The sequence below is a fragment of the Thalassospira sp. SN3W genome (assembly GCF_038070535.1).
Taxonomy (GTDB): domain Bacteria; phylum Pseudomonadota; class Alphaproteobacteria; order Rhodospirillales; family Thalassospiraceae; genus Thalassospira; species Thalassospira xiamenensis.
The window spans coordinates 659945-683988 of the sequence record NZ_CP121124.1 but is presented as its reverse complement, the minus strand read 5'-3'; the positions used below and the strand labels follow the sequence as shown (position 1 = coordinate 683988).

21 protein-coding genes are annotated in these 24044 nt (G+C 56.7%); 11 read left to right on the top strand and 10 right to left on the bottom strand.

The window, feature by feature from the left end; translation table 11 throughout:
- Positions 1-50 precede the first annotated feature (50 nt).
- Entirely contained in the window at positions 51-1184 is a 1134-nt protein-coding gene (locus P8T57_RS02955) for a hybrid-cluster NAD(P)-dependent oxidoreductase (RefSeq protein ID WP_341364522.1), read from the bottom strand.
- Positions 1181-2455: an aromatic ring-hydroxylating dioxygenase subunit alpha gene (locus P8T57_RS02950; RefSeq protein ID WP_007091361.1), complete on the bottom strand. Its 1275-nt coding sequence runs from the start codon at positions 2453-2455 to the stop codon at positions 1181-1183. Before P8T57_RS02950 ends, P8T57_RS02955 begins: the two co-directional genes overlap by 4 nt.
- A gap of 795 nt (positions 2456-3250) precedes the next feature.
- Here P8T57_RS02950 and P8T57_RS02945 point away from each other — a divergent pair.
- The 6 genes from P8T57_RS02945 (at position 3251) to P8T57_RS02920 (ending at position 7733) form a co-directional block, all read left to right on the top strand.
- A complete protein-coding gene (locus P8T57_RS02945; RefSeq protein WP_063092669.1) occupies positions 3251-4219 on the top strand; it encodes a cation diffusion facilitator family transporter in 969 nt (322 codons plus the stop codon).
- Between the two features lie 143 nt (positions 4220-4362).
- Positions 4363-5310 carry a 2-dehydro-3-deoxygalactonokinase gene (locus P8T57_RS02940; RefSeq protein ID WP_341364521.1) on the top strand — a complete coding sequence of 316 codons (948 nt, stop codon included), beginning with the start codon at positions 4363-4365 and terminating at the stop codon, positions 5308-5310.
- A gap of 35 nt (positions 5311-5345) precedes the next feature.
- Positions 5346-6008, top strand: coding sequence for a 2-dehydro-3-deoxy-6-phosphogalactonate aldolase (locus tag P8T57_RS02935; protein WP_341364520.1), 663 nt, complete (start codon positions 5346-5348; stop codon positions 6006-6008).
- A gap of 91 nt (positions 6009-6099) precedes the next feature.
- On the top strand, positions 6100-6882 hold the full coding sequence (locus P8T57_RS02930; RefSeq protein ID WP_341364519.1) for an SDR family oxidoreductase: 783 nt from the start codon (positions 6100-6102) through the stop codon (positions 6880-6882).
- A 170-nt stretch (positions 6883-7052) separates the two neighbouring features.
- Positions 7053-7307: a GIY-YIG nuclease family protein gene (locus P8T57_RS02925; RefSeq protein ID WP_082822719.1), complete on the top strand. Its 255-nt coding sequence runs from the start codon at positions 7053-7055 to the stop codon at positions 7305-7307.
- A gap of 78 nt (positions 7308-7385) precedes the next feature.
- Positions 7386-7733, top strand: coding sequence for a hypothetical protein (locus P8T57_RS02920; protein ID WP_037989728.1), 348 nt, complete (start codon positions 7386-7388; stop codon positions 7731-7733).
- A gap of 45 nt (positions 7734-7778) precedes the next feature.
- On the opposite strand, the gene P8T57_RS02915 is transcribed toward P8T57_RS02920, so the two are convergent.
- Positions 7779-8933 (bottom strand): ABC transporter substrate-binding protein, encoded by a 1155-nt coding sequence (locus tag P8T57_RS02915; protein WP_341364518.1) that lies wholly within the window; start codon positions 8931-8933, stop codon positions 7779-7781.
- Between the two features lie 106 nt (positions 8934-9039).
- Positions 9040-9675: a CDP-alcohol phosphatidyltransferase family protein gene (locus tag P8T57_RS02910; protein WP_063092674.1), complete on the bottom strand. Its 636-nt coding sequence runs from the start codon at positions 9673-9675 to the stop codon at positions 9040-9042.
- 167 nt (positions 9676-9842) lie between these two features.
- Here P8T57_RS02910 and P8T57_RS02905 point away from each other — a divergent pair, with 167 nt between their 5' ends.
- Positions 9843-11045, top strand: coding sequence for a pyridoxal phosphate-dependent aminotransferase (locus P8T57_RS02905; RefSeq protein WP_341364517.1), 1203 nt, complete (start codon positions 9843-9845; stop codon positions 11043-11045).
- Here P8T57_RS02905 and P8T57_RS02900 read toward each other — a convergent pair.
- Positions 11036-11605 (bottom strand): DUF4865 family protein, encoded by a 570-nt coding sequence (locus tag P8T57_RS02900; RefSeq protein ID WP_341364516.1) that lies wholly within the window; start codon positions 11603-11605, stop codon positions 11036-11038. The two genes, P8T57_RS02905 and P8T57_RS02900, sit on opposite strands and share 10 nt — an antisense overlap.
- Positions 11606-11765: 160 nt before the next feature.
- On the opposite strand from P8T57_RS02900, the gene P8T57_RS02895 reads away from it, so the two are divergent.
- Positions 11766-12713, top strand: coding sequence for a LysR substrate-binding domain-containing protein (locus P8T57_RS02895; RefSeq protein ID WP_341364515.1), 948 nt, complete (start codon positions 11766-11768; stop codon positions 12711-12713).
- Here the strand turns inward: P8T57_RS02895 and P8T57_RS02890 are convergent.
- Genes P8T57_RS02890 through nirB form a run of 4 tightly spaced genes read right to left on the bottom strand, consistent with a single transcriptional unit; the run spans position 12710 to position 19247 of the window.
- On the bottom strand, positions 12710-13726 hold the full coding sequence (locus P8T57_RS02890; RefSeq protein WP_341364514.1) for an NAD(P)-dependent oxidoreductase: 1017 nt from the start codon (positions 13724-13726) through the stop codon (positions 12710-12712). The genes P8T57_RS02895 and P8T57_RS02890 overlap by 4 nt on opposite strands.
- Positions 13698-16433: a molybdopterin-dependent oxidoreductase gene (locus tag P8T57_RS02885; RefSeq protein ID WP_341364513.1), complete on the bottom strand. Its 2736-nt coding sequence runs from the start codon at positions 16431-16433 to the stop codon at positions 13698-13700. Before P8T57_RS02885 ends, P8T57_RS02890 begins: the two co-directional genes overlap by 29 nt.
- The gene (gene nirD / locus P8T57_RS02880; protein ID WP_071240479.1) at positions 16423-16773 is read right to left on the bottom strand and encodes a nitrite reductase small subunit NirD; all 351 of its coding nucleotides are present in this window, start codon (positions 16771-16773) and stop codon (positions 16423-16425) included. The genes P8T57_RS02885 and nirD overlap by 11 nt, the downstream gene beginning before the upstream one ends.
- Before the next feature lie 5 nt (positions 16774-16778).
- Positions 16779-19247 (bottom strand): nitrite reductase large subunit NirB, encoded by a 2469-nt coding sequence (gene nirB / locus P8T57_RS02875; protein ID WP_341364512.1) that lies wholly within the window; start codon positions 19245-19247, stop codon positions 16779-16781.
- Between the two features lie 693 nt (positions 19248-19940).
- Here nirB and P8T57_RS02870 point away from each other — a divergent pair.
- The 3 genes from P8T57_RS02870 to P8T57_RS02860 all read left to right on the top strand — a co-directional run bounded on the left by P8T57_RS02870 (position 19941) and on the right by P8T57_RS02860 (position 23242).
- Complete coding sequence (locus tag P8T57_RS02870; protein ID WP_341364511.1) at positions 19941-21332, top strand: MFS transporter; 1392 nt, start codon at positions 19941-19943, stop codon at positions 21330-21332.
- Positions 21333-21454: 122 nt separating this feature from the next.
- Entirely contained in the window at positions 21455-22042 is a 588-nt protein-coding gene (locus P8T57_RS02865; RefSeq protein WP_007091383.1) for an ANTAR domain-containing protein, read from the top strand.
- 3 nt (positions 22043-22045) lie between these two features.
- A complete protein-coding gene (locus P8T57_RS02860; protein ID WP_341364510.1) occupies positions 22046-23242 on the top strand; it encodes a CmpA/NrtA family ABC transporter substrate-binding protein in 1197 nt (398 codons plus the stop codon).
- A 50-nt stretch (positions 23243-23292) separates the two neighbouring features.
- Here the strand turns inward: P8T57_RS02860 and P8T57_RS02855 are convergent, their stop codons facing one another.
- A complete protein-coding gene (locus tag P8T57_RS02855; protein WP_341364509.1) occupies positions 23293-24006 on the bottom strand; it encodes a GNAT family protein in 714 nt (237 codons plus the stop codon).
- Positions 24007-24044: the final 38 nt, after the last annotated feature.

Below are 24044 nucleotides of genomic sequence, written 5' to 3'. Positions count from 1 at the left end.
TCATTTATGCTGTTGGTAACGTGCGGGGCGTAAGGCAGAGGTCTGGAGTTCTAGAGTTCGACCTCGATGTCCGACAAAGGTGTCGAACAACAAATCAGGACTTTGCCCTGATCTATTTCGCGCTGGCGGATACCGCCACCGTGCTGCATATCGACTTCACCGGAAATCAGTTTTGACTTGCATGTACCGCAGATGCCGCGCTGGCAGGAGGACATCGGCAATATCCCCGCCTCGCGTGCCGCCGAAAGAACGGTCATGCCCGGACCACATTCGACAACGTGGCCGGTTTTGGTGAAGCTCACCCGGAAGGTCTGGCCGCTGATTTCCGGGGCCGCGACAGGCTCTTCAAATGTTCCGGCTGTTTCCGCGCCGAAGTCGAAGCTTTCCTCGTAATATTTCTCCATGTCGAAACCGGCATCGCGCAACATGTTGCGAACACCTTCCATGAAGGGGGCAGGGCCGCAACAGAACACCTTGCGGCCCTTGAAATCGGGCAGCATCAACGACAGCATCTGAATGTTGAAGCGGCCGGTATAGCCGCTCCAGCTATGATGGGCGGCGGCGGTACTGCAGGTGAAGGCAATTCTGAGGCCCGGGTTCTGGGTGGCAAGAAGCGACAGTTCCTTGTGGAAAATGATGTCGGCCGGGGTTCGTGCCGCGTGGATGAAATACAGATCGGACGGTTCGGACAGATCGCAGGCGGTGCGGGTCATCGACATCATCGGGGTGATGCCGCTGCCAGCCGAAATGAACAGGAGCTTTTCCTCGCCAGTTGCATCGGTGGTGAATTCACCGAACGGGCCGGAAACATTCACTTCCTTGCCGGGCATCATATAGTCATGCAGCCAGTTCGACCCCGGACCACCGGGCACACGTTTGACCGTGATCTCGATCCGGTAGGGGCGGGCGGCAGATCCCGAAATCGTGTAACTGCGCGTGACCATCCCTTCGACGGGCAGTTCAAACGTCATGTACTGGCCCGGATAGAAGCGGAATGCGCGCGGTTCGCGGGCTGAAAAGACGAATGTTTTTACGTCGTGGGTTTCCTGCCGCACCTGCCGACAGACCAGAACGTCATCATTTTCCGGGTCCCAAAGCGGGATGCGGGTGGCCTCGGTAAAGTTTTCATCGTCCCCGGACGGGGCGGCTTGCCCGGGTGCCGGTGGATTGGTCTGGGTCATCATTTGGTGGCCGCCCCGGATTTGTCTTTGGCCAGATGTTGATTCATCCGGGCGATATACCAGTCACAGAATGCTTCGACATGCGGTTCGGTAAAGCGTGAATAGGGGCCGGGTTCGTAGGATGGCTGTTCACTGCCAAGCTGGGCAATACGGACAAGATCGGCGTCCTGCTGGTTGGTCATTTTCCAGACCTGGGTCAGGTTGTCGAGGTTATAATCTTCGCCTTCGATGGCGTCCTTATGGACAAGCCATGTGGTGCGCACCAGCGTGCGGTCGGCTGATAGCGGCAGGACCGAGAAGGTGACGATATGGTCGCTCATGAAATGGTGCCAGGAATTCGGATGCGTCCAGAAGCTGAGCCCGCCCAGCTTTGGATCGGTGAATTTGCCCAGCAGCTTTTTCGAGGCGACCTTGGTGTCAAGGGTGTGAGATTCACCTTCCCACATCAGCGGCAGGCGCATGGTGCGAAAGCCGGTGATATCCGAAAGATGATCTTCTTCCGCCGATGGCAGACCACAGGATTCCCAGCGTTTATGCTCGTTTTCAATCGCGCTGGTATATTTTTTGACGTCTTCGGACCGGCGTTCGTCCATTTCATCGGGGGAAAAGCCAAAGCCGAATTCGGATAGCGGCACGGTCAGTTGCGGATGGTTGGCTTCGCAGTGATAGCATTCGCGGTTGTTTTCCATCGTCAGCTTCCAGTTGCCTTCCTCGATCAGGTCAGAGGTGAAGGCAACCTTGCAATTGGCGATGTCGTGCGGTGCGATATAGGGCGTCATCACGCGGGCCATATCGTCGATGTCTTTGGGGGCTTCATCGGCAAGGCAGATGAAAATCAGTCCGGCGATGGAACGGATATGGACGGCTTTAAGCCCGTGACAGCTTTTATCAAAGCCAGCCCCCATATGTTCGGCCAGGATCAGATCGCCGTCTTCGTTATAGGTCCAGCCGTGATAGCGGCACACGATATTGCCGATTGTCGTGGCGCGTTCGTCGATCAGTTTTGCCCCGCGGTGGCGACATACATTGTGAAACGCGCGGATTTCCATATCGTCGCCGCGCAAAAGCAGGATCGATGCGCGGCCTACCTCGACCGTGATGCAGTCACCCGGTTCAGGCAGTTCCGGCTCGACCGCGACGAAAATCCAGTGCCGGTTGAAAATGACCTCTATATCCAGATCAAGGATTTCCGGGGCATTGTAAAATGGCGCTTCAAGGCTTTTGCCTTTCTCGCGGCGCGACACGAGTTCTTGTATGTCAGAAGAAAAACGCATGATCGGTACCTCAACTTATGAGGGTGTCACGGGAGAAGGACTTTGTCGGTCCTTGCGGAATGAGTGAATGATGGACCTGTCTTGGGTGCAATGAAACAGGAAGCAGTGATTTTCCGTCTTCGGACGACATCATTGGCCGGTTTCAGGTGTTTGTCACGGCAACGAACAGGCAAGGCAAAAGCACATGGAAATGCTTCCCGGTGGCGCAGTTCGGCCCTTGCCCGGTTGGTCACAACAGGGGGGCAGATACTTGAAAAACAAGCGCCCGCAAACGGGATGCCTGTCTTGTATGCGGCGCGTGCTGTCAATTGCACCCAAAGTCTCCCTCTTTTCATGCGGCAGGTAACCTGCTCTTCATTCGCCCTTGATGAACAACAGGCGATTAAAAAGATTTGAAAATCTATTGCGAATTGGACGGCAGGTGGCAGGAACCTTGAGGCAATCACACAGTAAAATTGCGACGCAAGAGTGTAACATTGGGTGTCAGATCGCCATGATAGGCTGTTATCCATTGAAAACAGGGATTTTTCAATTTCATCGACGGGCAGAAATGGCAGGATGATTGCTTCTGTAGCGGGTCTTCTGCGGCGGGAGGCATCGAAATCGTATCCGCGTTTCAAAGCAGCCTGTCTCTTGCGTGAACCCGTATATCACTGCCAGCAATGACATTTCGTGAAAACAGGTTAGACTGTTGCGCAATCTGGATTTTCTGATCAAAGAAGATCGGCCGATCAACAATCTTTCCAGTCCCTGGTCCTGACCCTGACAACCACAAAACCCGGAAGCCACCATATCATGTCTCATTCTTCCAAAGGCGCCATTTATATGGCTGCTGCCGCCAATCTTTTGATCGCCGTTGCCAAGTTTGGCGGGGCGGCGGTTACCGGGTCTGCCGCGATGATGTCAGAAGGGATCCATTCGCTGGTTGATACCGGAAATCAGGGATTGCTTCTGCTTGGTATCCGGCTGTCGAACAAGCAGCCCGACAAGCAGCATCCGCTTGGTTATGGCAAGGAAACCTATTTCTGGTCGTTTCTGGTGGCGGTGATGATTTTTGGCCTTGGGGCGGGGGTTTCGATCTGGGAAGGGGTGGACAAGATCATTCATCCCCATGCGCTTGATATTCATATGGTTGCCAGCATCGGCGGGTTCGATGTCATGACCTATCATGTCGTGCTGTCGATCCTTGTGGTTGCCATGCTGCTGGAAGGGTTGGCGTTCCGGACAGCCTACCGGGCCTTTGTCACGCAACATCCCGATACGCCAGTTTTGAAGGCCATTCACGATACCAAAGATCCGACCGTGATCGTCATCCTGTTTGAAGACAGTGCGGCCATGCTTGGCCTGATCGTTGCCTTTTTCGGGATATCGGCGGCATATGTTCTTGATATGCCGCTTCTGGACGGGATTGCATCGGTTGCGATTGGCGTCATTCTGGCGGTTACGGCGTTCTTCCTTGCGGTGGAATGCAAGGGATTGCTGATCGGTGAAAGTGCCACGGCCGAAACCCGGTCAAAGATCACTGCAATGGTGAATGCCATTCCCGGGATCAAGCGCGCCAATGAAATCATTACACTGCATCAAGGTCCGCAAAGCCTTATGGTGTGCATCAGTGTCGATTTTCAGGACAATATCAGTTCGAACCAGATAGAGGCGACCGTTTCCCAGGTCGAAGCCGATATCCGATCCACCATTCCCGGTGTCGCGAAGGTGTTTATCGAAGCGCAAAACTGGCGGTCGCATCAGGAGCTTCTTGCTCAGTGATCTGGCGCAGTGATTGGGTGCAATGATCGGGTGCAATGATCCCGCCATTCAGCCGATCATCTGTGCAGACGCAGATTGACCGGCCCTGTTGCAAATAGTATGAGGAATTCAAACAAATCATAACGTTTGAGGGCAGGGTGGCCGTGTCACAATCGGAACTTAAATCTTCCGCCGCATGGATTGCCGTGGATTGGGGAACATCCAACGTTCGGGCATGGGCGATGGATGATCGTGCCAATATCCTTGATCAGGTCTCAAGCCCGCTTGGCATGAATGCGATTGCGGCGGATGCGGCACTTGGGTTTGAGGGCGTTCTGATCGATCTGATTGGTCGGTGGTTGCCATCCGGGTCATCTGATCCGATGCGGGTTGTGATTTGTGGCATGGCCGGGGCAAAGCAGGGGTGGCTTGAAGCGCCGTATTGTTCGGTGCCGGTGCGCCCGGATGAATTGGCATCCGGCGCGGTACGCCCGGTCCTTTCCGATCAAAGGATTGATGTTGCGATTTTGCCGGGGCTTAAGCAGGTCGATGATCCCGATGTGATGCGGGGCGAGGAAACCCAGCTTGTCGGGTTTATGGCCTCGCAGCCGGAATTTGATGGCTGGGTCTGTTTGCCGGGAACTCATTCGAAATGGGCGCGGGTTTCGGGCGGAGCGATCCTTGGATTTAAAACCTATATGAGTGGCGAGGTTTTTGCCCTGCTTTCCGGGCAATCGATCCTGCGCCATTCAATGGATGATCGATGGGATGATGCCACTTTCGAGGCCGCGATACGCGATGCATCCGATGCACCGACCGGTTTCCTGCACAAGCTGTTTACGGTGCGTGCAAGTGGGCTGGTCGGCAATGCGAATGCCGCAAATGTACCGGGTGCCGCGGTTCTTTCCGGGGCTGTGATCGGTTCGGAAATTGCCGATGTCGTTGGCGCGCTGGACGGAAATGCGCAGATTGCCCTGATCGGGGATGGCAAGCTTGCCGGTTTGTATCGCAAGGCGTTGGCGGTGCATGGGTTTGACGCGGATGCCGTTGATGGACAGGCGATCACGATTGCCGGTCTTGCGGCGGCGCATCAGGCCATCCGCAATGCATAACAGTATTTTGTTTTTCAAGGTTTCGCAGGTGTAACATGGCATATCCGACTTCGGTAAATTCACAGATCACGGACGCGGTGGAACCGGTTTCCCATCGCAAGCTGATTGCCATCCTGCGCGGGGTGAAACCCGATGAAGCGGCCGGGATGGCGCGTGCGCTTGTCGATGCCGGGATCACGATGATCGAAGTGCCGCTAAATTCGCCTGAGCCGCTTAAAAGCATTGCGGCGATGAAGGATGAAGTCGGCACGGCGGTATTGATCGGGGCGGGGACGGTTTTAACACCCGAAGACGCCGAACGGGTCAAGGCGGCCAAGGGCGAATTCATCGTATCGCCCAATTGCGATATAGAGGTCATCGCCAGAACCAAGGAATTGGGCCTTGGATCGTGGCCCGGTGTGCTTACACCCACCGAATGCTTTGCCGCGATCAAGGCCGGGGCGGATGGGCTTAAAATCTTTCCGGCCAGCATCATCGGTGCCGAGGGGATCAAGGCGATGCGGGCCGTATTGCCAAAAGATATGCCGGTTTATGCGGTGGGCGGCGTCGGGCCGGATGATTTTGCCACCTATGCCAAGGCCGGGTGTGACGGGTTTGGTCTTGGATCGGGGATCTATAAGCCCGGCATGACGGCGGATGATGTTTCAAAAGCCGCCAAAGCCTATGTCGCGGCGCATGATGCGGTGTTTGGCGATTAAGACTTTCCGGATTGCGGAAGGCTGTTTGACCGGGGCGTCATTGCCGGGCTAAATTCCTGCCATTGCAAGAATTCCAAAATGGGAGGATCCATTGGATCTGGGAATCAAGGGCCGCAAGGCGATTGTCTGTGCGTCATCAAAGGGACTTGGGCGTGGTTGCGCGATCAAGCTGGCGGAAGCCGGTGTTGATCTGACGCTGAATGCGCGTTCCGAAGGGCCGCTAAAGGAAACGGCGGAATATATCCGCGATACATATGGGGTGAAAGTCACCACGGTTGCGTGTGACATCACCACCGAAGAGGGGCGCAACAAGGTTCTGGCGGCCGAAGGCATGCCCGATATTCTGGTCAATAATGCCGGTGGCCCGCCGCCCGGTATCTGGTCCGATTGGGGACAGAAGGAATGGGAGGCGGCGGTTCAGTCCAACATGCTCACCCCGATCCTGTTGGCGACGGCGGTTTTGCCGGGCATGATTTCGCGCAAATGGGGCCGGATCGTCAATATTACATCGGGTTCGGTCAAATCGCCGATCCCGCATCTGGGCCTTTCGAATGCCGCACGCGCAGGCCTTACCGGGTTTGTGGCCGGAACCGCGCGCCAGGTGGCCAAGGATGGCGTGATCATGAATAACCTGTTGCCGGGGCAACATGATACCGACCGTATCAATGCTTTGATGACCAATCGGGCGAAGAACGAGAATATCAGCCTTGACGAGGCACGTGCCAAAACGCAGGCGGGTCTGCCGACCGGGCGTTTTGGTGACCCGATTGATTTCGGGGCGACCTGTGCCTTCATGTGCAGCGAGCATGCAAAGTTTATGGTTGGTCAAAACATTCTGCTAGATGGTGGTGCCTTCAACTCGACCATGGGCTGATATGTCGTCTTTCGTCACAGGGCGGTCTGCAAATGCCCATTTGCTGCGCTTCCGGTGCTCACGTACCTTGAGTACGCTGCGCGCCGGTTCTCACAAACGGGCATTTTCGACACGTCCTGCAACGAAATCCAGCATATCACCAAGTGCCCGGCGCAAAGGGTGGTGCTAGCATGGCGTCATTCACCTTTGTCTATGTGTTGCGCGAGCGGGAGGTGCCCCGCCCGCGCACCTATGTTGGCTGGTCAACCGATGTCGAGGCCCGGCTTGCGACGCATAACAGCGGCAAGGGAGCCAAGACGACACGTGGTCGGCAATGGGAGCTTGTTTATGTCGAACGGTTCCGCACCTTTGGCGAGGCGATGAGCCGCGAATGGCATTTAAAGCGTGACCGGAAATTGCGCAAAATGCTGGCAGGGGGCGTGTGATAAACAAATCAGGGCTTGAATATTTGCGCGCAGTCGCAGATATCTGGGCCAACAGTTTCAAACCATCAGGACGACATCATGCCGGTACAACGCAAAAATCCGCTGAAGCTCAATAACCTGCAGCTGCGCACGCTTGTGCTGGCGCAGATTATCGCCAAGGACCCGAATTCGGGATCGATTGACGAAGCCACGGGTGATGCGACCCTTTTGCGTATTCCGCATGCGCATGGGGATCATGTTCATGTCGGGAAATTCGTGGTTGCCGCGCGCGACGCCAGCGGCTTTGCCAATCCGGCGGTCTGGGTTGCCCTAGCCCGCAAGGGACTGGCGCGCGAGGGCTATCCGGCCAGCATCGTTCTGACCCGCGAGGGCATGGAATATGATACCGGCCTTTCCGAGAATTTTGTCGAAGAATCAGATCATTGATCTGTCAATCCAGACCAGCAAAAGCCCCGATCCGTCGGGGTTTTTTTATTCCAGAATGAACTGCCCGTTTTTGATTTTTACGAAATAGGCATCGCGTTTGCCGTCACCGAATTGGTCAAACATCAATTCCTGATGCAGGCCCTGTTGCGGTGGCAGGGTCACAAGCGCATCCGAAAGCGGTTGATCGGGGGCCCGGGTTTCAAGGGCTGCGACCAAAACGGTCATCGCATCATAGGCCAGGACACTGGTATAGCCGGGCTGTTCATTGAACTTGTTCCGGTAATCGGCGACAAATTTCTGATAGCGCGGATTGGTGGCGTAACGATCATAGGTTTGCAGCAGTTCCATGCCTTCGACGGCATCCCCGCCGAAGGTGATCAATTGTTCCGTTCCTGCCCATTCGGCGGTCGAAAGCGGGATGTCCCGATCAATTTTGCGGATTTCCTTTGCCAGTTCGGCGCTATCGACACCATTGGCAATGAAGATGATCGCATCGGGACTATCGGCGCGTAATTGCCGTGCGACATCCTGTTTGGTGGTATCGGCGGTGTTGAACCAGACTTTCGAGACAACCCGCCCGCCAAGCTTGTCAAAGGTCAGCAGGAATTCACGATACCAGCTTTCGGTGAAAGCTTCGTTTTCACCGTCCAGGGCAAGGGAAATTCGCATGCGCCCCTTGTCGATATTGCGTCTGGCATAGGCATCGGCATTTTCGCGCGTTGTCGAATTCATCCGGAAAAAGTTATCGCGAAGACCGGTGAATTCCGCAGCCGAGGCGGTGGGCGATATGGCCACGATATCAAGTTCGTTGATCACCGGCAGCATCGCCATGCCGATCGAGCTGATGATCGGGCCGATGATCGCGGTGACGCCAAGTTCCTTGAATTCGCGGACTGCGGCCTGTGCGGTTTCCGGATTTTTCTGATCATCGCGGGCAATGATTTCAAGCGACCGGCCATGAATGCCGCCTTTTTCGTTGACCTGCTGGGCGGCAAGTTCCATCGCGTGAAGGGCCGCGATCCCGGTATCGGCACCGTCACCGGAAATACCGGCGATGAAACCGATTTTGATCGGGCCGCTGTCATCGCAGCCAAACAGCATCATGGCCGCGGCGGCGATGGTGCAAAAACGGACGGAAAATCGGATGGAAAATCGGGTGCCATTTGCCGGTTTCGAAGCGTGTTCTTGTTGCTTTTTCATGTTGTGCCGAACCGGTTAAAAAGGTGTTTTCTGTTTTGTCGTCCGAGATTTCGATATGGCGCGCGCGGATCGCGACTTCAAGCTTCGCGAAAGCGGGACATTGACCTTATCCGAAATCCCGGCGGGCCTGCATCACCCGGCCGATTGTTGTCAGGATGCATAACGCGCCAAAAATAGCCGCGATATGATTAAACCATTGCGGGAAAACGCATATCAGCACAAGGACAAAGATGGTTTCGCTGCCTTCGGTAATGCCGGTCAGGTAATAGAAGCTTTTTTTGCCCTGTTTTTCATGGTTGCGGCCGGTTTTGGCCGCGATGATCGCATAGGCCAGAAAACTTGATCCGGTGCCGACAAAACAGAAAATCAGGAATGCCGCCATCAGGGCGTGTTCGGGTCGTCCGATGGCAAAGGCCAGAATGATACCCGAATAAAACAGGAAATCGGCGACAATATCGTAATAACCGCCAAGGTCGCTTTCCTGCGACTTTGATCCGGCGTGACGGGATCGCGGCTGGGTATGGCGGGCAACGGCGCCGTCAAGACCATCCATGATGCGGCTGAGCAAAATCAGGCCAAGGGCGATGTGATCAAGCCGGAAGGCAAGTGCGGCGGCGGCCAGGAGACCAAAGACAAAACCAAGGCCGGTCACCATGTTGGGCGTGATGCCGCTTCCTGAAAGGCGGCGGGCGACGGCATTGAGCGGCTTGTCGATCAGCGGGCGCAGACGGGCATCAAACATTCTGGTTTCCGGTTAAATCATTGCAGACACATCATAATCCTATCACGGTCTGTTGGGAAATCATGCACGCGTGATGATACCGGTTTGAAATTGTCCGATTGACGGGGCGTTGAAAACGGGATTGGCTGTTGTCTGTATGGCAATTCAATTTTATCGGGGCGCTCCATATGTCCGTTTCGAACGTTATCCCGACTTCTTCCTTTGCGGTAGACGGTATCCGCAAGGATGTCCGCGATATCGGGGCGTCGCTGATCCGCGAGGTTGCCCATCTGGGAATGGGGCGGGGAAATATCGTGCCGCTGTGGTTTGGCGAACCCGATCAGCCGACCCCGGAATTCATCCGCAAGGCGGCGATTGCGGCCCTTGAAGCCGGTGACACGTTCTATCAACCCAATCGGGGTATCACGCCGCTTCGCGATGCGCTGGCGGTTTATGGCAATCGTCTTTATGGCACGTCGCTGGACCGTGAAAACATGACCGTGACGGTATCGGGGTTAAATGCCCTGATGATTGCGATGCAGTCGATCCTGAAGGCGGGCGACAGGATGGTGACCACGGCGCCGATCTGGCCCAACATCATTGCGATGCCAAAGGTTCTGGGCGCGCAGGTGACAACGGTTCCGTTGCACGCCGGGATTGATGGCTGGCAGCTTGATATCGATGAATTCATTGCCGCCTGTGCGCCCGATACGCGCGCCATTCTGATCAATTCGCCGAATAATCCGACCGGCTGGGTGATGCCCGCGGAGGATCAGAAAAAGCTGGTCGAATTTGCCACCGAACGGGGTATCTGGCTGATCGCGGATGAGGTTTATGCGCGCCTGATCTATGACGGATCGGATGTGGCACCGTCATTTGTGCCTTATGTCAGCGACGATACGCGGATCATGGTGATCAACAGTTTTTCCAAAAGCTGGGCGATGACAGGCTGGCGTCTGGGCTGGATCACTGCACCCAAGGGGGTTGGCAGTGAACTTGAAAAGCTGATGGAATTCAATGTGTCCTGTCCGGCGGGGTTCATTCAGCAGGCGGGGATTGTGGCGCTTGAGCAGGGCGAGGAGTTTGTTGCGGGCTCGCGCGCCAGATATAGCCGTGCACGCGCAGCAATCATCCAACGCTTGCGCGACATGAACCGCATCCACCTGCCCGAAGCAGACGGCGCGTTCTATGCGTTTTTCCGGGTTGATGGGGTTGAGGATACGCTTTCCCTTGCCAAGGAGCTTTTGCTATCCGAGGGTATCGGCCTTGCGCCCGGCGAGGCATTCGGGCCAGAGGGGGCAGGCCATATCCGCGCCTGTTATGCGGTATCGGAAGACCGCATTCACAGGGCGATGGACGGACTGGCCCGGTTTTTAACGCGTCAGATTTGATCTTGGCCGAGCGACATATGGCCGATGGAATAGATCGTCGCGTTGCCGACTGTTTCCGGGGCAGGCAGATCAAACCACAGGCGAAAATCAACCTGTGTCCAGCATGTCGGATCAAAACCCGTGACAATACCGGCCAGATTGTTTTCCGTAGCGGGCGTCGATTTACCAATGACTGTGCGAAGCGATTCAAGATTGGTACCGTGCGCGATTGCTGATGTCATGCGGCTGGCAAATCGGGCATTTCTGAAACCCGCCGCCAGATCGCAATTCCAGACGATCCAGGTCTTGGCCGACGGGCGACCAAAGGATTGGGTGAGGCCAGTGAAAACGGGACCGCACAGAAAGTTGCTGATGCCTTTCGGATTGTCCCAGACATAAAATGGTGCATACAGGTTTTCCTGATTGCCAGTTGTGCGATCTGATTTTCGCGCTGAAAGGTATGCTTTGAATTTCAGATGCGCGAAACCATCCAGCATGGGGCCTTTTTCAGTGATGCGGCGATCAATGATCGTCATGTCGTAATCGGCAGGCAGGGTGAAACTGTATTGCATGGCGATCATGATGCGTGCTCCTTGGCGGTAACCGGATCAAACCAGTGGACGGATGCCGTGCATCGGAAACGGTGCACGGTAGGACTTGACGTGTTGCTTATCGCAGCGCAATTTAATCCTGAAAATCAGATTATTTTGAAGTAATAGTCCCGAAAAACAGGATTGAGAGATGCGCCGCGTAAATTTTGATCTTGATGTGCTACGCAGTTTCGTCACGGGCATGGACCTTGGCAGTTATGCGCGTGCAGCGGATCGTCTGGGCCGTTCGACATCGGCGGTTAGCGCGCAGATGAAAAAGCTTGAAGAACAGGCTGGAACGGCGATCTTTCGCAAATCCGGGCGTAATCTGGCGCTGACGGATGCCGGGCAAACCATGCTGTCTTATGCCCGCCGGTTGCTTGATCTGAATGACGAGGCGGCAACCGCCCTGCATGGTGCGGACCTTGAGGGCTGGGTCAGGCTGGGTTTGCAGGAAGATTTTGGCGAAACGCTTTTGCCCGCCATTCTGGGGCAATTTGCCCGCGCCCATCCCAAAGTGCGGATCGAGGCACGGGTTGCCCGCAATGCCGACCTGATCGAGCGGATCGAAAAGGGCCGGATTGATCTGGCGCTGACATGGGGGCAGCCGGGGATGGATAGGGCATCTGCGCCCTATATTACACGCATTGCCGAAGTCCCGATGTGCTGGATCACGGCTGCGTCGCCAGACGGGGCCGGGCTTTTCGCCCCGGATGATGTAGGGGGGCGGCAGATGAATTTGGGCGATGATCCCTTGCCACTTGTCGCGTTCGAGCCACCCTGTCTGTTGCGCGATTGCGCGACAACAGCGCTTGATCGGGCCGGGGTGGCGTGGCGGATGGCGTTCGTCAGTCCCAGCCTTGGTGGATTGTGGGCGGCAACCGCAGCCGGGCTTGGCGTCATGGTGCGGACACCGATCGGAATGCCCGCCAATCTTCGTGTTATTGATGGCGGGCTTCCGCCCCTGCCGTCGCTTGACCTTAACCTTTTGGGTTCTGAGAGCGAGCCAAGCGATATCGTGCGGCGGCTGGCCGATATCCTGATGGCATCGGTGCGTGATGCGATGCCGGGCTATCTGGAACGGTTGCATGCGGCCTAGTTATAAAGGCAGGTGATATTGCTGCCTTGCCGGGCGAAAAAGGCGGCCTGGTGTTTCAGGCGTTCGCGGGCGTCGTTATCGATGTTTCCGTCATCGCCGGTGCTTTCGAGTTCGATCACGGTGGCGTCGCGGCGGGCGAGGCCCAGGATGTCAGGTGCGATGCCAGGCATGTGGAAGATGATGTCGGATGTTTCAATCGCGCGCGCAATGCCATGGGCGAGGTCGAAGGCATTGTCGGCCGCAACATCGGCATGCAGGATCTGGCCACCCGGGACGGTGGCGGAACTGCCTTCAGGGACGAAGCGGGTCAGGGCGGCGTCAAGGTCCTGCGGGGTGCTTTGGCTCAGGTGGGTGTCCTGCAATCCGTTCTGGAAGAAATGCGTCCAGAACCGTTGTCGTGCGACATTGTCGGGCAGGTGGGCGGCAACGCGACGGCGGGCGCTGCGTGCAAGTTTTGCCAATTGTGACATTGATGCGGGCAGGGTGGTTTCAAGCCGTTGGCGGATGATGCGGGCCAGTGCCGGGGCGCAGCCACCCGTCGAGATCGTGACCATCACCGGTGCCCGGTCAAGGATGGCGGGCACGATGAAATCGCAATGTTCGGTCTTGTCGACGACATTCAAAAGGATGTTGCGCCGTTTGGCCGCGAGTTTGACCCGGCGGGTCAGTTGCATGTCATCGGCGGCGTCAAAGATCATCACCGCACCGTTTAGCATGGTATCGACAAACGGGGCTGCTTCCCAGTGGATAGCGCCGGTATCGGCCATCGTTGCGATGTCGGTGCACAGTTCCGGGGCGATGACGGTAATGTCGGCCTGACTGCGAAGCAACAGGCGGAGTTTGCCCGCCGCGACCTCGCCCCCGCCCAGCACGATGACCTTTTTGCCGGTGACATGAACGAAGGCCGGAAAGAAGGGGAAGGTTTCCCGGTTTTCCGTTTCAAGGCCATACAGGTTTTCGGGTTTGGCCGTTTTATACTGCTGCTTATTCTGCGGCGCGCGGTAATGCGTCATCAAGAATCTCCTTGAGTTCGGGCAGGCAGGACCCGCATCCGGTTCCGGCTTGCAACAGGCGGCCGATATCGGCGGTGCTGACCGCGTTCTGGTCATGGATGGCGCGCGTGATGGACGCGAGCCCGACCGAGAAGCACGAACAGATCAAACGATCATTGATCGCCCCGGCATCGGGCATGCGGCCCGCCAGAAGCGCATTGCGTTCCGGCCCGCTGATGACATCATTGCCAAGCAGTCCCGATATCCAGTCCCGGCCAAGGGCGGGGCGATCCGGGCCGACAAAAAGCGCACCCGTGATGCGGTCGCCATTCAGGCGGGCATAGCGATGAACGCCTTTTTTCCCGTCGTTATATTCGATGATGTGTTCGATGGCGTTTTCATCGCCGGTATTGTTGGCGGCCATCGGCAGCATGGATTTGAACAGGCAGGGCCTGTCACCGGCGATTTCATAAATCATGCAGCCGGGGCCGGTTGCCGCCACCCAATAGGGCAGGTCTGAAAGATCAACCGGCGTGTTGGAAAACAGCAATCCCTGCCACAGCGGTTCAAACGGTTCGATGGAAACCGGGATATGTTTGGTTTCGGGTTGCCCGGAAAAGGGATCAACATGCGCGGTTGGCAAACGTCCGATACCGCCCGCAGATGAATAAACATCGTTCCAGTGCATCGGCATGAAGACTTCGCCGGGCATCTGGGCGTCTGATACGGATACCCGCATCAGGGCGGTGCCGCGTTTGCTTCTGATCCGGGCAAGGCCGCCATCGGTCAGCTTGTAACGCTTGGCATCAAGGATGTTGACTTCGAGCAGCGGTTCGGGCCGATGGGCCGAAAGGCGCGCGGCGGTGCCCGTACGGGTCATGGTGTGCCATTGGTCGCGATACCGCCCGCTATTGGCGATCAGCGGGAATTCCTTGCCGGTTTGCGACATGGGGAGTTTATACGCGACTGCCAGCATACGGGCCCGCCCGTTTGAGGTGGTGAAAATGCCATTGCCATACAGGCGTTCGGCGCCGCCTGCTGGCTGATGTTTGCGCGATGAGGGCCATTGGAAGGGTTCCATGGCGTCATAGGTTGATTTCTTTGCCTTGTGCCATTTGCCGATGTCGAAGGCGCGCATCCCGTTATTTTCAAATTCCGACAGGGCGGCATGTTCGGCGAAAATATCGGCAGGATCGCGGTATTTGAACGCCTTGCCATAGCCCATGGCGCGTGCGACCTGCGTCATGATCCACCAGTCGGGTTTGGCGTCACCCTGCAATTCGCGGAAGGGGCGTTGGCGGGAAATGCGGCGTTCGGAGTTGGTGACCGTGCCGGATTTTTCGCCCCAACCGGCGGCGGGTAGCTTGATATGCGCATAGCGCAACGTATCGGTATCGTTAACCGTGTCGGACGCGATGACAAGCGGGCAACGCGACAGGGCAAGACGGACGCGATCCGCATCGGGCAGGCTGACGGCGGGGTTTGTTGCCATGATCCAGACGGCCTTGATTTCACCGCGTTCGATGGCGCGGAACATGTCAACCGCCTTGTATCCTTCGCCCGGTTCCAGAATATCGGATTTCCAGAAGCGGCGGACCCGGTCAACGTCGTTAACATCGTTCGGGTCCATGTGGGCGGCAAGCTGATTGGCAAGGCCACCGACCTCGCGCCCGCCCATGGCGTTTGGCTGGCCGGTGACGGAAAACGGGCTTGATCCCGGTTTGCCGACCCGTCCGGTCGCCAGATGGGTATTGATGATCGCATTGACCTTGTCAGAGCCGCTGCTGGACTGGTTGACACCCTGTGAAAACACGGTGACCGTGCGGTCAAAGGCGGCAAACCAGTTAAAGAACGTTTCCAGTTTCCCCAGACCCGAGCCGTCATGATCGGCGTACTCGCTGATCTCGGAGGGATAATCGAGGCCGCATTTTTTTGCTGTACTCTCGATATCGGGGCAGTCCGCGCGTGCCTCGGCGATGGCGGTTTCATAGCCGCTGACATGGCGGGCGACATATTGAAGGTCGCAATGACCGTTCTGGTCAAGCCATGCCAGCAACCCGTTAAACAGGGCAACGTCGCTGCCCGGTTTGATCGGCAGATGCAGATCGGCGATGTCGCAGCTTGCAGTTTTGCGCGGATCGATCACGACGATCTTGGTGCCGTGTTTTTCCCTGGCTGCGCGCAAACGCTGGTTCAGGACCGGATGGCACCATGCCAGGTTCGATCCGGTCAGGACGACCAGATCGGCAATTTCAAGGTCTTCGTAGCATCCCGGCACGACATCCGCGCCAAAGGCGCGTTTGTGCCCGACCACGGTTGATGCCATGCATAGCCGGGAATTGGTATCGATATGCGGTGACCCGATGAAGCCCTTGATCAGTTTGTTGGCGATATAATAGTCCTCGGTCAATAACTGACCGGAAACATAGAATGCCACCGATTTCGGACCATGTTTCTGGATGGTCGCGCGCAGTCGATCCGCGGTTTCTTGTGTTGCGGTTGGCCAATCGACGGTTTTGCTGTCGATTTCGGGTTTCAGCAGGCGGAAATCGCGCTTCATCTCGGCGGTGATCGTATCGATCAGGGCGGCACCCTTTGAGCATAACCGTCCCCGGTTGGCCGGGTGATCGGGGTCGCCCCCGACCGCCCAGCCGTCCCTGGTGGGGGAGACGATCAGGCCGCAGCCAACGCCGCAATAAGGACAGGTGGTTTTAACCTCACCCCGCATGGCGCAGACCGATTTGTTCCGCCGTCAGGCCGATATGAACCGTGCCGTCAATGACGCGCAGTTCCACCTTGGCCGCACAGCCGTCATCGGGGCCCTGTGCCTCGCCGGTTTCAAGCGAAAAGACCATGTTATGCAGCGGACAGGTGACAAAATGGCCATGCACGATCCCCTGTGCCAGCGGCCCGTCCTTATGCGGGCAGCGATCCAGAAGGGCGTAGACTTGATCATCAAGGGTTCTGAAAATCGCGATGCGATCAGTTTCGGTCTGAAAGGTGCGGGCCCCCTGAAGCGGGATATTGGCGACCGGTCCGACATTTACCCAGTTTACGATATCCGTCATTGCCGTTACTCCGCTGCGATCAGGGAAAGGGATTTGAATTCGTGCGCATCCACGCCCTGGCTGGCGCGTTCGGCCCACGGATCGACCTGCGCCGTTTTCTGGCTTTCCATGAAACGTTCAAACAGGGCGGCGCGATTTTTGGCATCATCGACCACACGTTCCTGAACGTGTTTCAGGCCAACACGTTCGATCCACGGTGCGGTGCGTTCCAGATAGCGGGCTTCTTCGCGGTAAAGCTGGATGAAGGCACCGCAATATTCTTTTACTTCCTGATCGGTTGTGACCTTGCACAGAAGTTCGGTCGCACGGACATGAATGCCGCCATTGCCGCCGACATGAAGGTCCCAGCCGCCATCGGTTGCGACAACGCCGAAATCCTTGATCGTGGCTTCGGCACAGTTGCGCGGGCAACCTGATACCGCCATCTTGAATTTGTGGGGCATCCACGAGCCCCAGGTCATTTTTTCAAGGTCGACGGCCATGCTCATCGACATCTGGGTGCCAAAGCGGCACCATTCCTGCCCGACACAGCTTTTGACCGTGCGAAGGGACTTGCCATAGGCATGACCCGAAACCATCCCGGCCGCATTCAGATCGGCCCAGACGGCAGGCAGGTCTTCCTTTTTCACACCCAGAAGGTCAATGCGCTGCCCGCCGGTGACCTTGACGGTCGGGATATCGAATTTGTCGGCGACATCGGCAATGGCGCGCAATTCGCGCGGGTTGGTCAGGCCACCCCACATGCGCGGTACCACCGAATAGGTGCCGTCTTTCTGAATGTTGGCGTGGACGCGTTCGTTAATGAAGCGCGACGCACCATGATCGACATATTCACCCGGCCATGCGGCCAGCAGGTAATAGTTCAGCGCCGGACGGCAGACATGACAGCCGTCCGATGATTTCCATTCCAGTTCCTGCATGACGGCAGGCATGGATTTCAGTTCCTTCGCCTTGATCAGGCGACGGATATTGTCATGGTCATGATCGGTACAGGTGCAGATCGGTTTGACCGCAGCCGCCTGATAATCACCGCCAAGGGTTGCCGCCAGAAGGTTTTCGACAAGGCCGCTGCATGAACCACAGGATGCGGATGCCTTGGTATGGCCTTTGACTTCGTCAAGCGTTGTCAGGCCCTTTTCGGTGATGGCCGAAACGATGGTTCCCTTGCAAATGCCGTTGCAGCCACAAATCTCTGCGTCGTCTGGCAGGGCGGCAACGGCATCAAGAGGGTTTCCGGCGGATCCCCCGGCGAAGGCCTGACCAAAGGCGAGGGTATCGCGAAGTTCGGTCACGTCCTGAGCATCCTTCATCAGCTGAAAATACCAGCCGCCATCGGATGTATCGCCATAAAGGACGGCACCCTTGATCCTGCCGTCTTCAAGAACGATGCGTTTGTAAACGCCGCGTCCGGCATCGCGGAAGACGATTTCTTCGGTTTCACCGCCGCCGGAAAAATCACCGGCGGAAAAAACATCAACCCCAGTGACTTTCAGCTTGGTCGAGGTGACCGAACCGGCATAGCCATCGGTTTGTATTTCGGCCAGATGATCGGCGCAGGATTTTGCCATTTCAAACAGCGGTGCAACAAGGCCATAGCACTGGCCGCGATGCTGCACGCATTCGCCAACGGCAAAGATATCCGGATCACTGGTGGTCATGACATCGTCAACGACAATGCCGCGTTCGACGTTTAGTCCCGCGTCTGCGGCAAGGCGCCCGTTGGGGCGGATGCCAACAGCCATGACCACCAGATCAGCCGGGATCATGCGCCCGTCCTTAAGCCGGACGCCAGTTACGCAATCGGTGCCGACGATTTCGGCGGTGTCGGCCTCGGTAATGACATTGATGCCCCGACGGCCAAGTTCCTGTGCGAGAAGGTAACCCGCCGACGGATCAAGCTGGCGTTCCATCACGTGACCGGCCAGATGCAGGACCGTGACCGACATGCCGCGCGCCTGCAGGCCGACGGCGGCCTCAAGGCCCAGAAGGCCACCACCGATCACGACGGCGGGGCCGCCATTTGCCGCGGTTTTCAGCATGGTATCGACATCATCGACATCGCGGAAGGTGACAACGCCCGAAAGCTTGTGACCGGGGACCGGGATCATGATCGGGTCGGAACCGGTGGCCAGCAGAATCTGGTCATAGGCGGTTTCGGTGCCGCTTCTGGAGATGACGACCTTGCGGGCGCGGTCGATTTCAACCACCGGATCGCCGGAAAACAGATGGATGCAGTTTTCCTGATACCATTCGGCGGTATTGATGACGATATCGTCGAATTCCTTTTCGCCCGACAGAAGCGGGGAGAGCATGATGCGGTTATAGTTCACGCGTGGCTCGGCCCCGAAAACGGTGATTTCGTATTTGTCAGGGGCGCGACCGAGGATTTCCTCGACGGTGCGCATGCCGGCCATGCCGTTGCCGATGACGACAAGGCGGGGTTTCTTGGTAAGTGCTGCAGGGACGTGGTTCATTTGTCTCTGGCTCCTGATCGCGGGAAGCGAATTGGCAAAAAAAAACGCCCGGTGCGCACTGCCTGTCAAAAAGGCAATCTCGCAACGGACGTCGTTATCCGGGTGAACCCGCCATTGGATTCTATATAGGGGTTTGGCATTTCTGCCGTGGCAGCAGGCGACCTTGCCCGCGCTCTTGTCCCTTACTATACAAGTTGCGTGCCAGAACCGCAGATTGCGCCAAAAAACTTGCAAGGTACTGATTTTAAATCAGATTTCGATGACCTGTAGGATGCTCGAAAATTGTACAAAACCTGTGATTGTTCAAAAAATAACCACACGCAAAGTGATGAGATTAAAAAATGTGCAAATACAAGGCTCGTTGATGGGGTGGGTTTTCTGTTTGTGCGGTTGCGGTGGTTAAAATGCTTTGGATTTCAGGTGATTATTTGAAAATTTCCGCAACGCGAAAAAATTGGCGCGCGGTTTGCACAACTTGTTTCGTGTGAGCCGCTTCGACGGAAGCAGGCCCAATGACGGGTGACTCACAGTTCTTCGTCCAATGGCGGGCGATCAGACGTTCGATTTTGGCGCGCAACGATGGCGCAGCCGCAGTCGAAACGAATGACGGGCCGCCAGCGGAATCCATCTGATGAAGCGTGCGGCCCTTGGGGAAATAACCGTCGGTCGCGACAACCGGGAAACCGGTTCGGAGTGACCCAAACGAAGGGCTTCATTGTTATGGAAATCAAAAACAAGGCTCCGCGCATTAATCTCTTCAGTCTCAAGACTGTTCAGATGCGGACTTTCCACCTGACCTGGCTTGCGTTCTTCCTGTGTTTCTTTGGCTGGTTCGGTATTGCGCCGCTGATGCCGCTTGTGCGTGACGATCTTGGCCTGACCAAGGGTGAAATCGGCAATACCATCATTGCGTCTGTCGCCATCACGGTTCTGGTCCGTCTTCTGATCGGGCCGCTTTGCGATAAAATCGGCCCGCGCAAGACCTATACGGCGTTGCTGGTTATCGGTTCCCTGCCGGTCATGCTGATCGGGCTTGCCGACAGCTATGAAACATTCCTGCTGGCGCGTCTTGCCATCGGCTCGATCGGGGCATCGTTTGTGATCACGCAGTATCATACCTCGACCATGTTTGCGCCGAACGTCGTTGGGACGGCAAACGCCACCACGGCGGGCTGGGGTAACCTTGGCGGTGGTGTGACACAGATGGTCATGCCGCTGATCCTTGCCATGGTGCTTGGCTTTGGTGTTTCGGAAACCATGGGCTGGCGTCTGGCGATGGTCTTTCCGGGTGTGATCATGCTGGTGGTTGCGGCACTTTACTGGTTCTTCACCACCGATGCGCCGGATGGCAATTATGCCGATATGCGCAAAAGCGGTGCTCTGTCGCCGGAAGATGATCATGCCGGTGCGACCAAGGGCATGCTGGCCGCGGCCAAGGATTACCGGGTCTGGGCGCTGTTTCTGGTTTACGGGGCGTGTTTCGGTGTCGAACTTACGATCAACAACATCGCCGCGATCTATTTCTTTGACCGGTTTGAACTTAGCCTTCAGACCGCCGGTCTGATTGCCGGTCTGTTTGGTTTGATGAACATCTTTGCCCGCACGCTGGGCGGGGTGTTTTCCGACAAGTTTGCCGCCAAGGGCGGGCTTTCGGGGCGGGTCAAATTCCTGTTTCTGGCGCTGTTCATTGAAGGTGTTGCGCTTGTTGCGTTTTCGATGATGGATGCGCTGGTCATCGCGGTGTCGATGATGGTGGTCTTCTCGCTTTTCGTGCAGATGTCCGAAGGAGCGACATTCGGGATTGTTCCGTTTGTTAACCGCAAGGCGCTTGGCTCGGTTGCCGGTATTGTCGGTGCGGGCGGGAATGCCGGGGCGGTTGCCGCGGGCTTCCTGTTCAAATCCGAAGCACTGACCTATCAGCAGGGACTGATGTATCTTGGTATTGCCGTGATTGTCTGTTCCTTTGCAGCCCTTGCGGTTCGTTTCTCGGAAAAGACCGTGGCCGAGGAAAAGGAACGTTTCGAAAAAGCCATGCAGGAACGCGATGCGCTGCCATCCGATGCGCAGGCGGTTCCGGCAGAATAACATACGATCTTTCCGGGATGCGGCAGGTGCCGCATCCCGGTTTCCACCGGGCCATCAAGGTCCGGGCGAAAAAGAACAGACAGGAGAGAGGCCTTGATCATCAGGGATTTGGGTTGGTTTAAATGAAGCTTGAAGACTTCAGCATTCTGGTGATCGACGAAAACCCGGACCGTGCCGCGATTGTCGAGCGCGGCCTTGTCGAAAGTGGCTATACCCGTGTCAGCCGCATCGGCACGTCATACAATCTGGTCGAACGCATTCAGGCGTTGGCCCCCGATATCATCATCATTGATCTTGAAAACCCGGACCGTGATACGCTTGAACAGATGTTTCAGGTATCGCGTGTTATTGCACGCCCGATTGCGATGTTTGTCGATCAAAGCGACAGCAACACGATCCGAGAGGCGGTCGAGGCCGGGGTCAGTGCCTATGTTGTTGATGGCTTGCGCCAGGATCGTATTCGGCCCATCGTCGAAATGGCGATTTCGCGTTTTAACGCGTTTGATCAATTGCGCCGCGAACGTGACGAGGCCAAGGCCAAGCTTAATGATCGCAAGCTGATCGACCGGGCCAAAGGATTGTTGATGCAGGAAAAGGGGCTGAGCGAGGACGAGGCCTATAACCTGCTGCGCAAAAACGCCATGAAACAGAACCGCAAAATTTCTGAAATCGCGCAAAGCGTGATCACGGCCTTTCAGTTGGAGTTCTAACGCATGTCCCTTAAACAGGTTCGACTTGGCTTTGTACCGCTTGTGGATTGTGCCCTGCCTGTCGTGGCGCGTGCCAAGGGCTTTGCCGAGGAAGAAAATATCGACCTGACCCTGATCCGGGAAATGTCCTGGGCGGCCATTCGCGACAAGCTGTCTTATGGGGTTTATGATGCGGCGCATCTGCTTGCGGGTATTCCGCTGGCAGCTCGGCTAGGGCTTGGCGGGATGCCCTCGCAACGCATTGCGGTTCCTATGGCGCTGGGGCGCGGCGGGAATGCGATTACGGTTTCAACCCGGCTTTATCAGCGGATGCTTGAAGCAGATCCGGCGGCGATGCATGGGCCGCGCGGGCTTTCGGCGCGGGCGCTTAAAAAGGTGATCGACGAGGACCGGGCGGATGGTCGCCCGATCATGTCCTTTGCGACCGTATTCCCGTATTCGAGCCATAATTACGAACTGCGTTACTGGATGGCGGCGGGCGGTATTGACCCGGACAAGGACGTCAATATCGGCGTCATCGCACCGCCGCGCATGTTTGACAGTCTGCGCAATGGCTGGGTCGATGGGTATTGCGTGGGGGAACCGTGGAACCAGCGGGCGGTATTCCACGGGGACGGGGTGATTGTGGCGCTTAAGGAAGATATCTGGGCGCGCAGCCCGGAAAAGGTTCTTGGCGTGCGCGAAGACTGGGTGCAGTCCAATCCCGATACGGTGGATGCACTGGTGCGTGCGCTTGTCCGGTCAGCCGAATGGGCCGATCAGCCGGAAAACCGCACTGAATTGGCGCAATTGCTGTCTGGTGAAAACCATGTCGGCGCATCGTTTGATATTCTGCGGGCATCGTTGCTTGGCCGACCGGTGCTTAAACCCGGTGACAACCCGATTGAGGCCCCCGATCGCCATGTGTTTTATCGCTATACCGCGACGTTCCCGTGGCTGTCGCAGGGGGCGTGGGTCGGCACGCAGATGCAGCGGTGGGGGCAGGTGGATGCCACCGTCGATTTCAATACGCTTATATCCGACATTTACCGACCCGACCTTTATCGCCGTGCGGTCAAGGGGCTTGATGTTGCGCTTCCGCATGATGACTGGCGTGTTGAGGGCGTGAATGATGCCGCTGACCGGGCGTTTGTCGGCCCGGATGCGTTTCTGGACAACAGCATTTTTGACATGCGCAGCTTTGCCGGTGTCGGGGAATAGCCCGGCACCGGACCAGAGGCGTGATTCATGGGGCAATATTATTGGCGCGATTATGCCCTGCGGAAGCTTTGCAGGCTGTTGCGTTGTTTGCCGGTTTCATCAAAGTTGCCGGGGGCAAGCCATGCTTCGAACGCGGCCCTGACCATCGGCCATTCAAGATCGGTAATCGAAAACCATGCGGTATCGCGGTTGCGGCCCTTATAGACCATGTGGTTGCGGAAGGTGCCTTCGTAGGTGAAGCCATATCGCAGGGCGGCGGCACGTGATGGGGCGTTCTGATCGTCGCATTTCCATTCGTACCGGCGGTAACCCAGTTCGTCAAAGGCGCGTTTCATCATCAGATACATCGCCTCTGTCCCGCCGATGGTTTTCGAAAGCGCCGGGGAATAGTTGATATTGCCGATTTCAATGCCGCCAAATTTGGTATCGATGCGCATGAAGGCGGCAATGCCGACGGCCTTGTTCGATGCCTTGTCGATGATGGTATGAAGCATCGGGTCGCGGGTGGCGGCCATGGTTTCGAGCCATGCCTGATAAGCATCAAAATCCTCGAACGCATCTGTGAAAAGATAGGTAAAGCGCGATCCATCCATGGCTGTGCGGTTGGCGTCAAATAGTTGTCTGGCGTCGCGTTTCACATCGGTCGGACTGACGATGACATGGCGGCCAGCCATGTCGCTGCGTGGTGGCATCGGGCATTCTTGCCAGTTTTCAACCGGGCGCCCGACCGGCTGGCCAAATTCGTTTTTATGTTCGGATGGCATCTGATGACCTTTGTTGCGGGGCGAGGGAGCATGCAGTC

Excerpts from the sequence above, each read along its gene's own strand:
- P8T57_RS02955 (WP_341364522.1), bottom strand. The coding sequence starts at position 1,184 with ATGATGACCCAGACCAATCCACCGGCACCCGGGCAAGCCGCCCCGTCC.
- P8T57_RS02950 (WP_007091361.1), bottom strand. The coding sequence starts at position 2,455 with ATGCGTTTTTCTTCTGACATACAAGAACTCGTGTCGCGCCGCGAGAAA.
- P8T57_RS02945 (WP_063092669.1), top strand. The coding sequence starts at position 3,251 with ATGTCTCATTCTTCCAAAGGCGCCATTTATATGGCTGCTGCCGCCAAT.
- P8T57_RS02935 (WP_341364520.1), top strand. The coding sequence starts at position 5,346 with ATGGCATATCCGACTTCGGTAAATTCACAGATCACGGACGCGGTGGAA.
- P8T57_RS02925 (WP_082822719.1), top strand. The coding sequence starts at position 7,053 with ATGGCGTCATTCACCTTTGTCTATGTGTTGCGCGAGCGGGAGGTGCCC.
- P8T57_RS02920 (WP_037989728.1), top strand. The coding sequence starts at position 7,386 with ATGCCGGTACAACGCAAAAATCCGCTGAAGCTCAATAACCTGCAGCTG.
- P8T57_RS02915 (WP_341364518.1), bottom strand. The coding sequence starts at position 8,933 with ATGAAAAAGCAACAAGAACACGCTTCGAAACCGGCAAATGGCACCCGA.
- P8T57_RS02910 (WP_063092674.1), bottom strand. The coding sequence starts at position 9,675 with ATGTTTGATGCCCGTCTGCGCCCGCTGATCGACAAGCCGCTCAATGCC.
- P8T57_RS02905 (WP_341364517.1), top strand. The coding sequence starts at position 9,843 with ATGTCCGTTTCGAACGTTATCCCGACTTCTTCCTTTGCGGTAGACGGT.
- P8T57_RS02900 (WP_341364516.1), bottom strand. The coding sequence starts at position 11,605 with ATGATCGCCATGCAATACAGTTTCACCCTGCCTGCCGATTACGACATG.
- P8T57_RS02895 (WP_341364515.1), top strand. The coding sequence starts at position 11,766 with ATGCGCCGCGTAAATTTTGATCTTGATGTGCTACGCAGTTTCGTCACG.
- P8T57_RS02890 (WP_341364514.1), bottom strand. The coding sequence starts at position 13,726 with ATGACGCATTACCGCGCGCCGCAGAATAAGCAGCAGTATAAAACGGCC.
- P8T57_RS02885 (WP_341364513.1), bottom strand. The coding sequence starts at position 16,433 with ATGCGGGGTGAGGTTAAAACCACCTGTCCTTATTGCGGCGTTGGCTGC.
- nirD (WP_071240479.1), bottom strand. The coding sequence starts at position 16,773 with ATGACGGATATCGTAAACTGGGTAAATGTCGGACCGGTCGCCAATATC.
- nirB (WP_341364512.1), bottom strand. The coding sequence starts at position 19,247 with ATGAACCACGTCCCTGCAGCACTTACCAAGAAACCCCGCCTTGTCGTC.
- P8T57_RS02865 (WP_007091383.1), top strand. The coding sequence starts at position 21,455 with ATGAAGCTTGAAGACTTCAGCATTCTGGTGATCGACGAAAACCCGGAC.
- P8T57_RS02860 (WP_341364510.1), top strand. The coding sequence starts at position 22,046 with ATGTCCCTTAAACAGGTTCGACTTGGCTTTGTACCGCTTGTGGATTGT.
- P8T57_RS02855 (WP_341364509.1), bottom strand. The coding sequence starts at position 24,006 with ATGCCATCCGAACATAAAAACGAATTTGGCCAGCCGGTCGGGCGCCCG.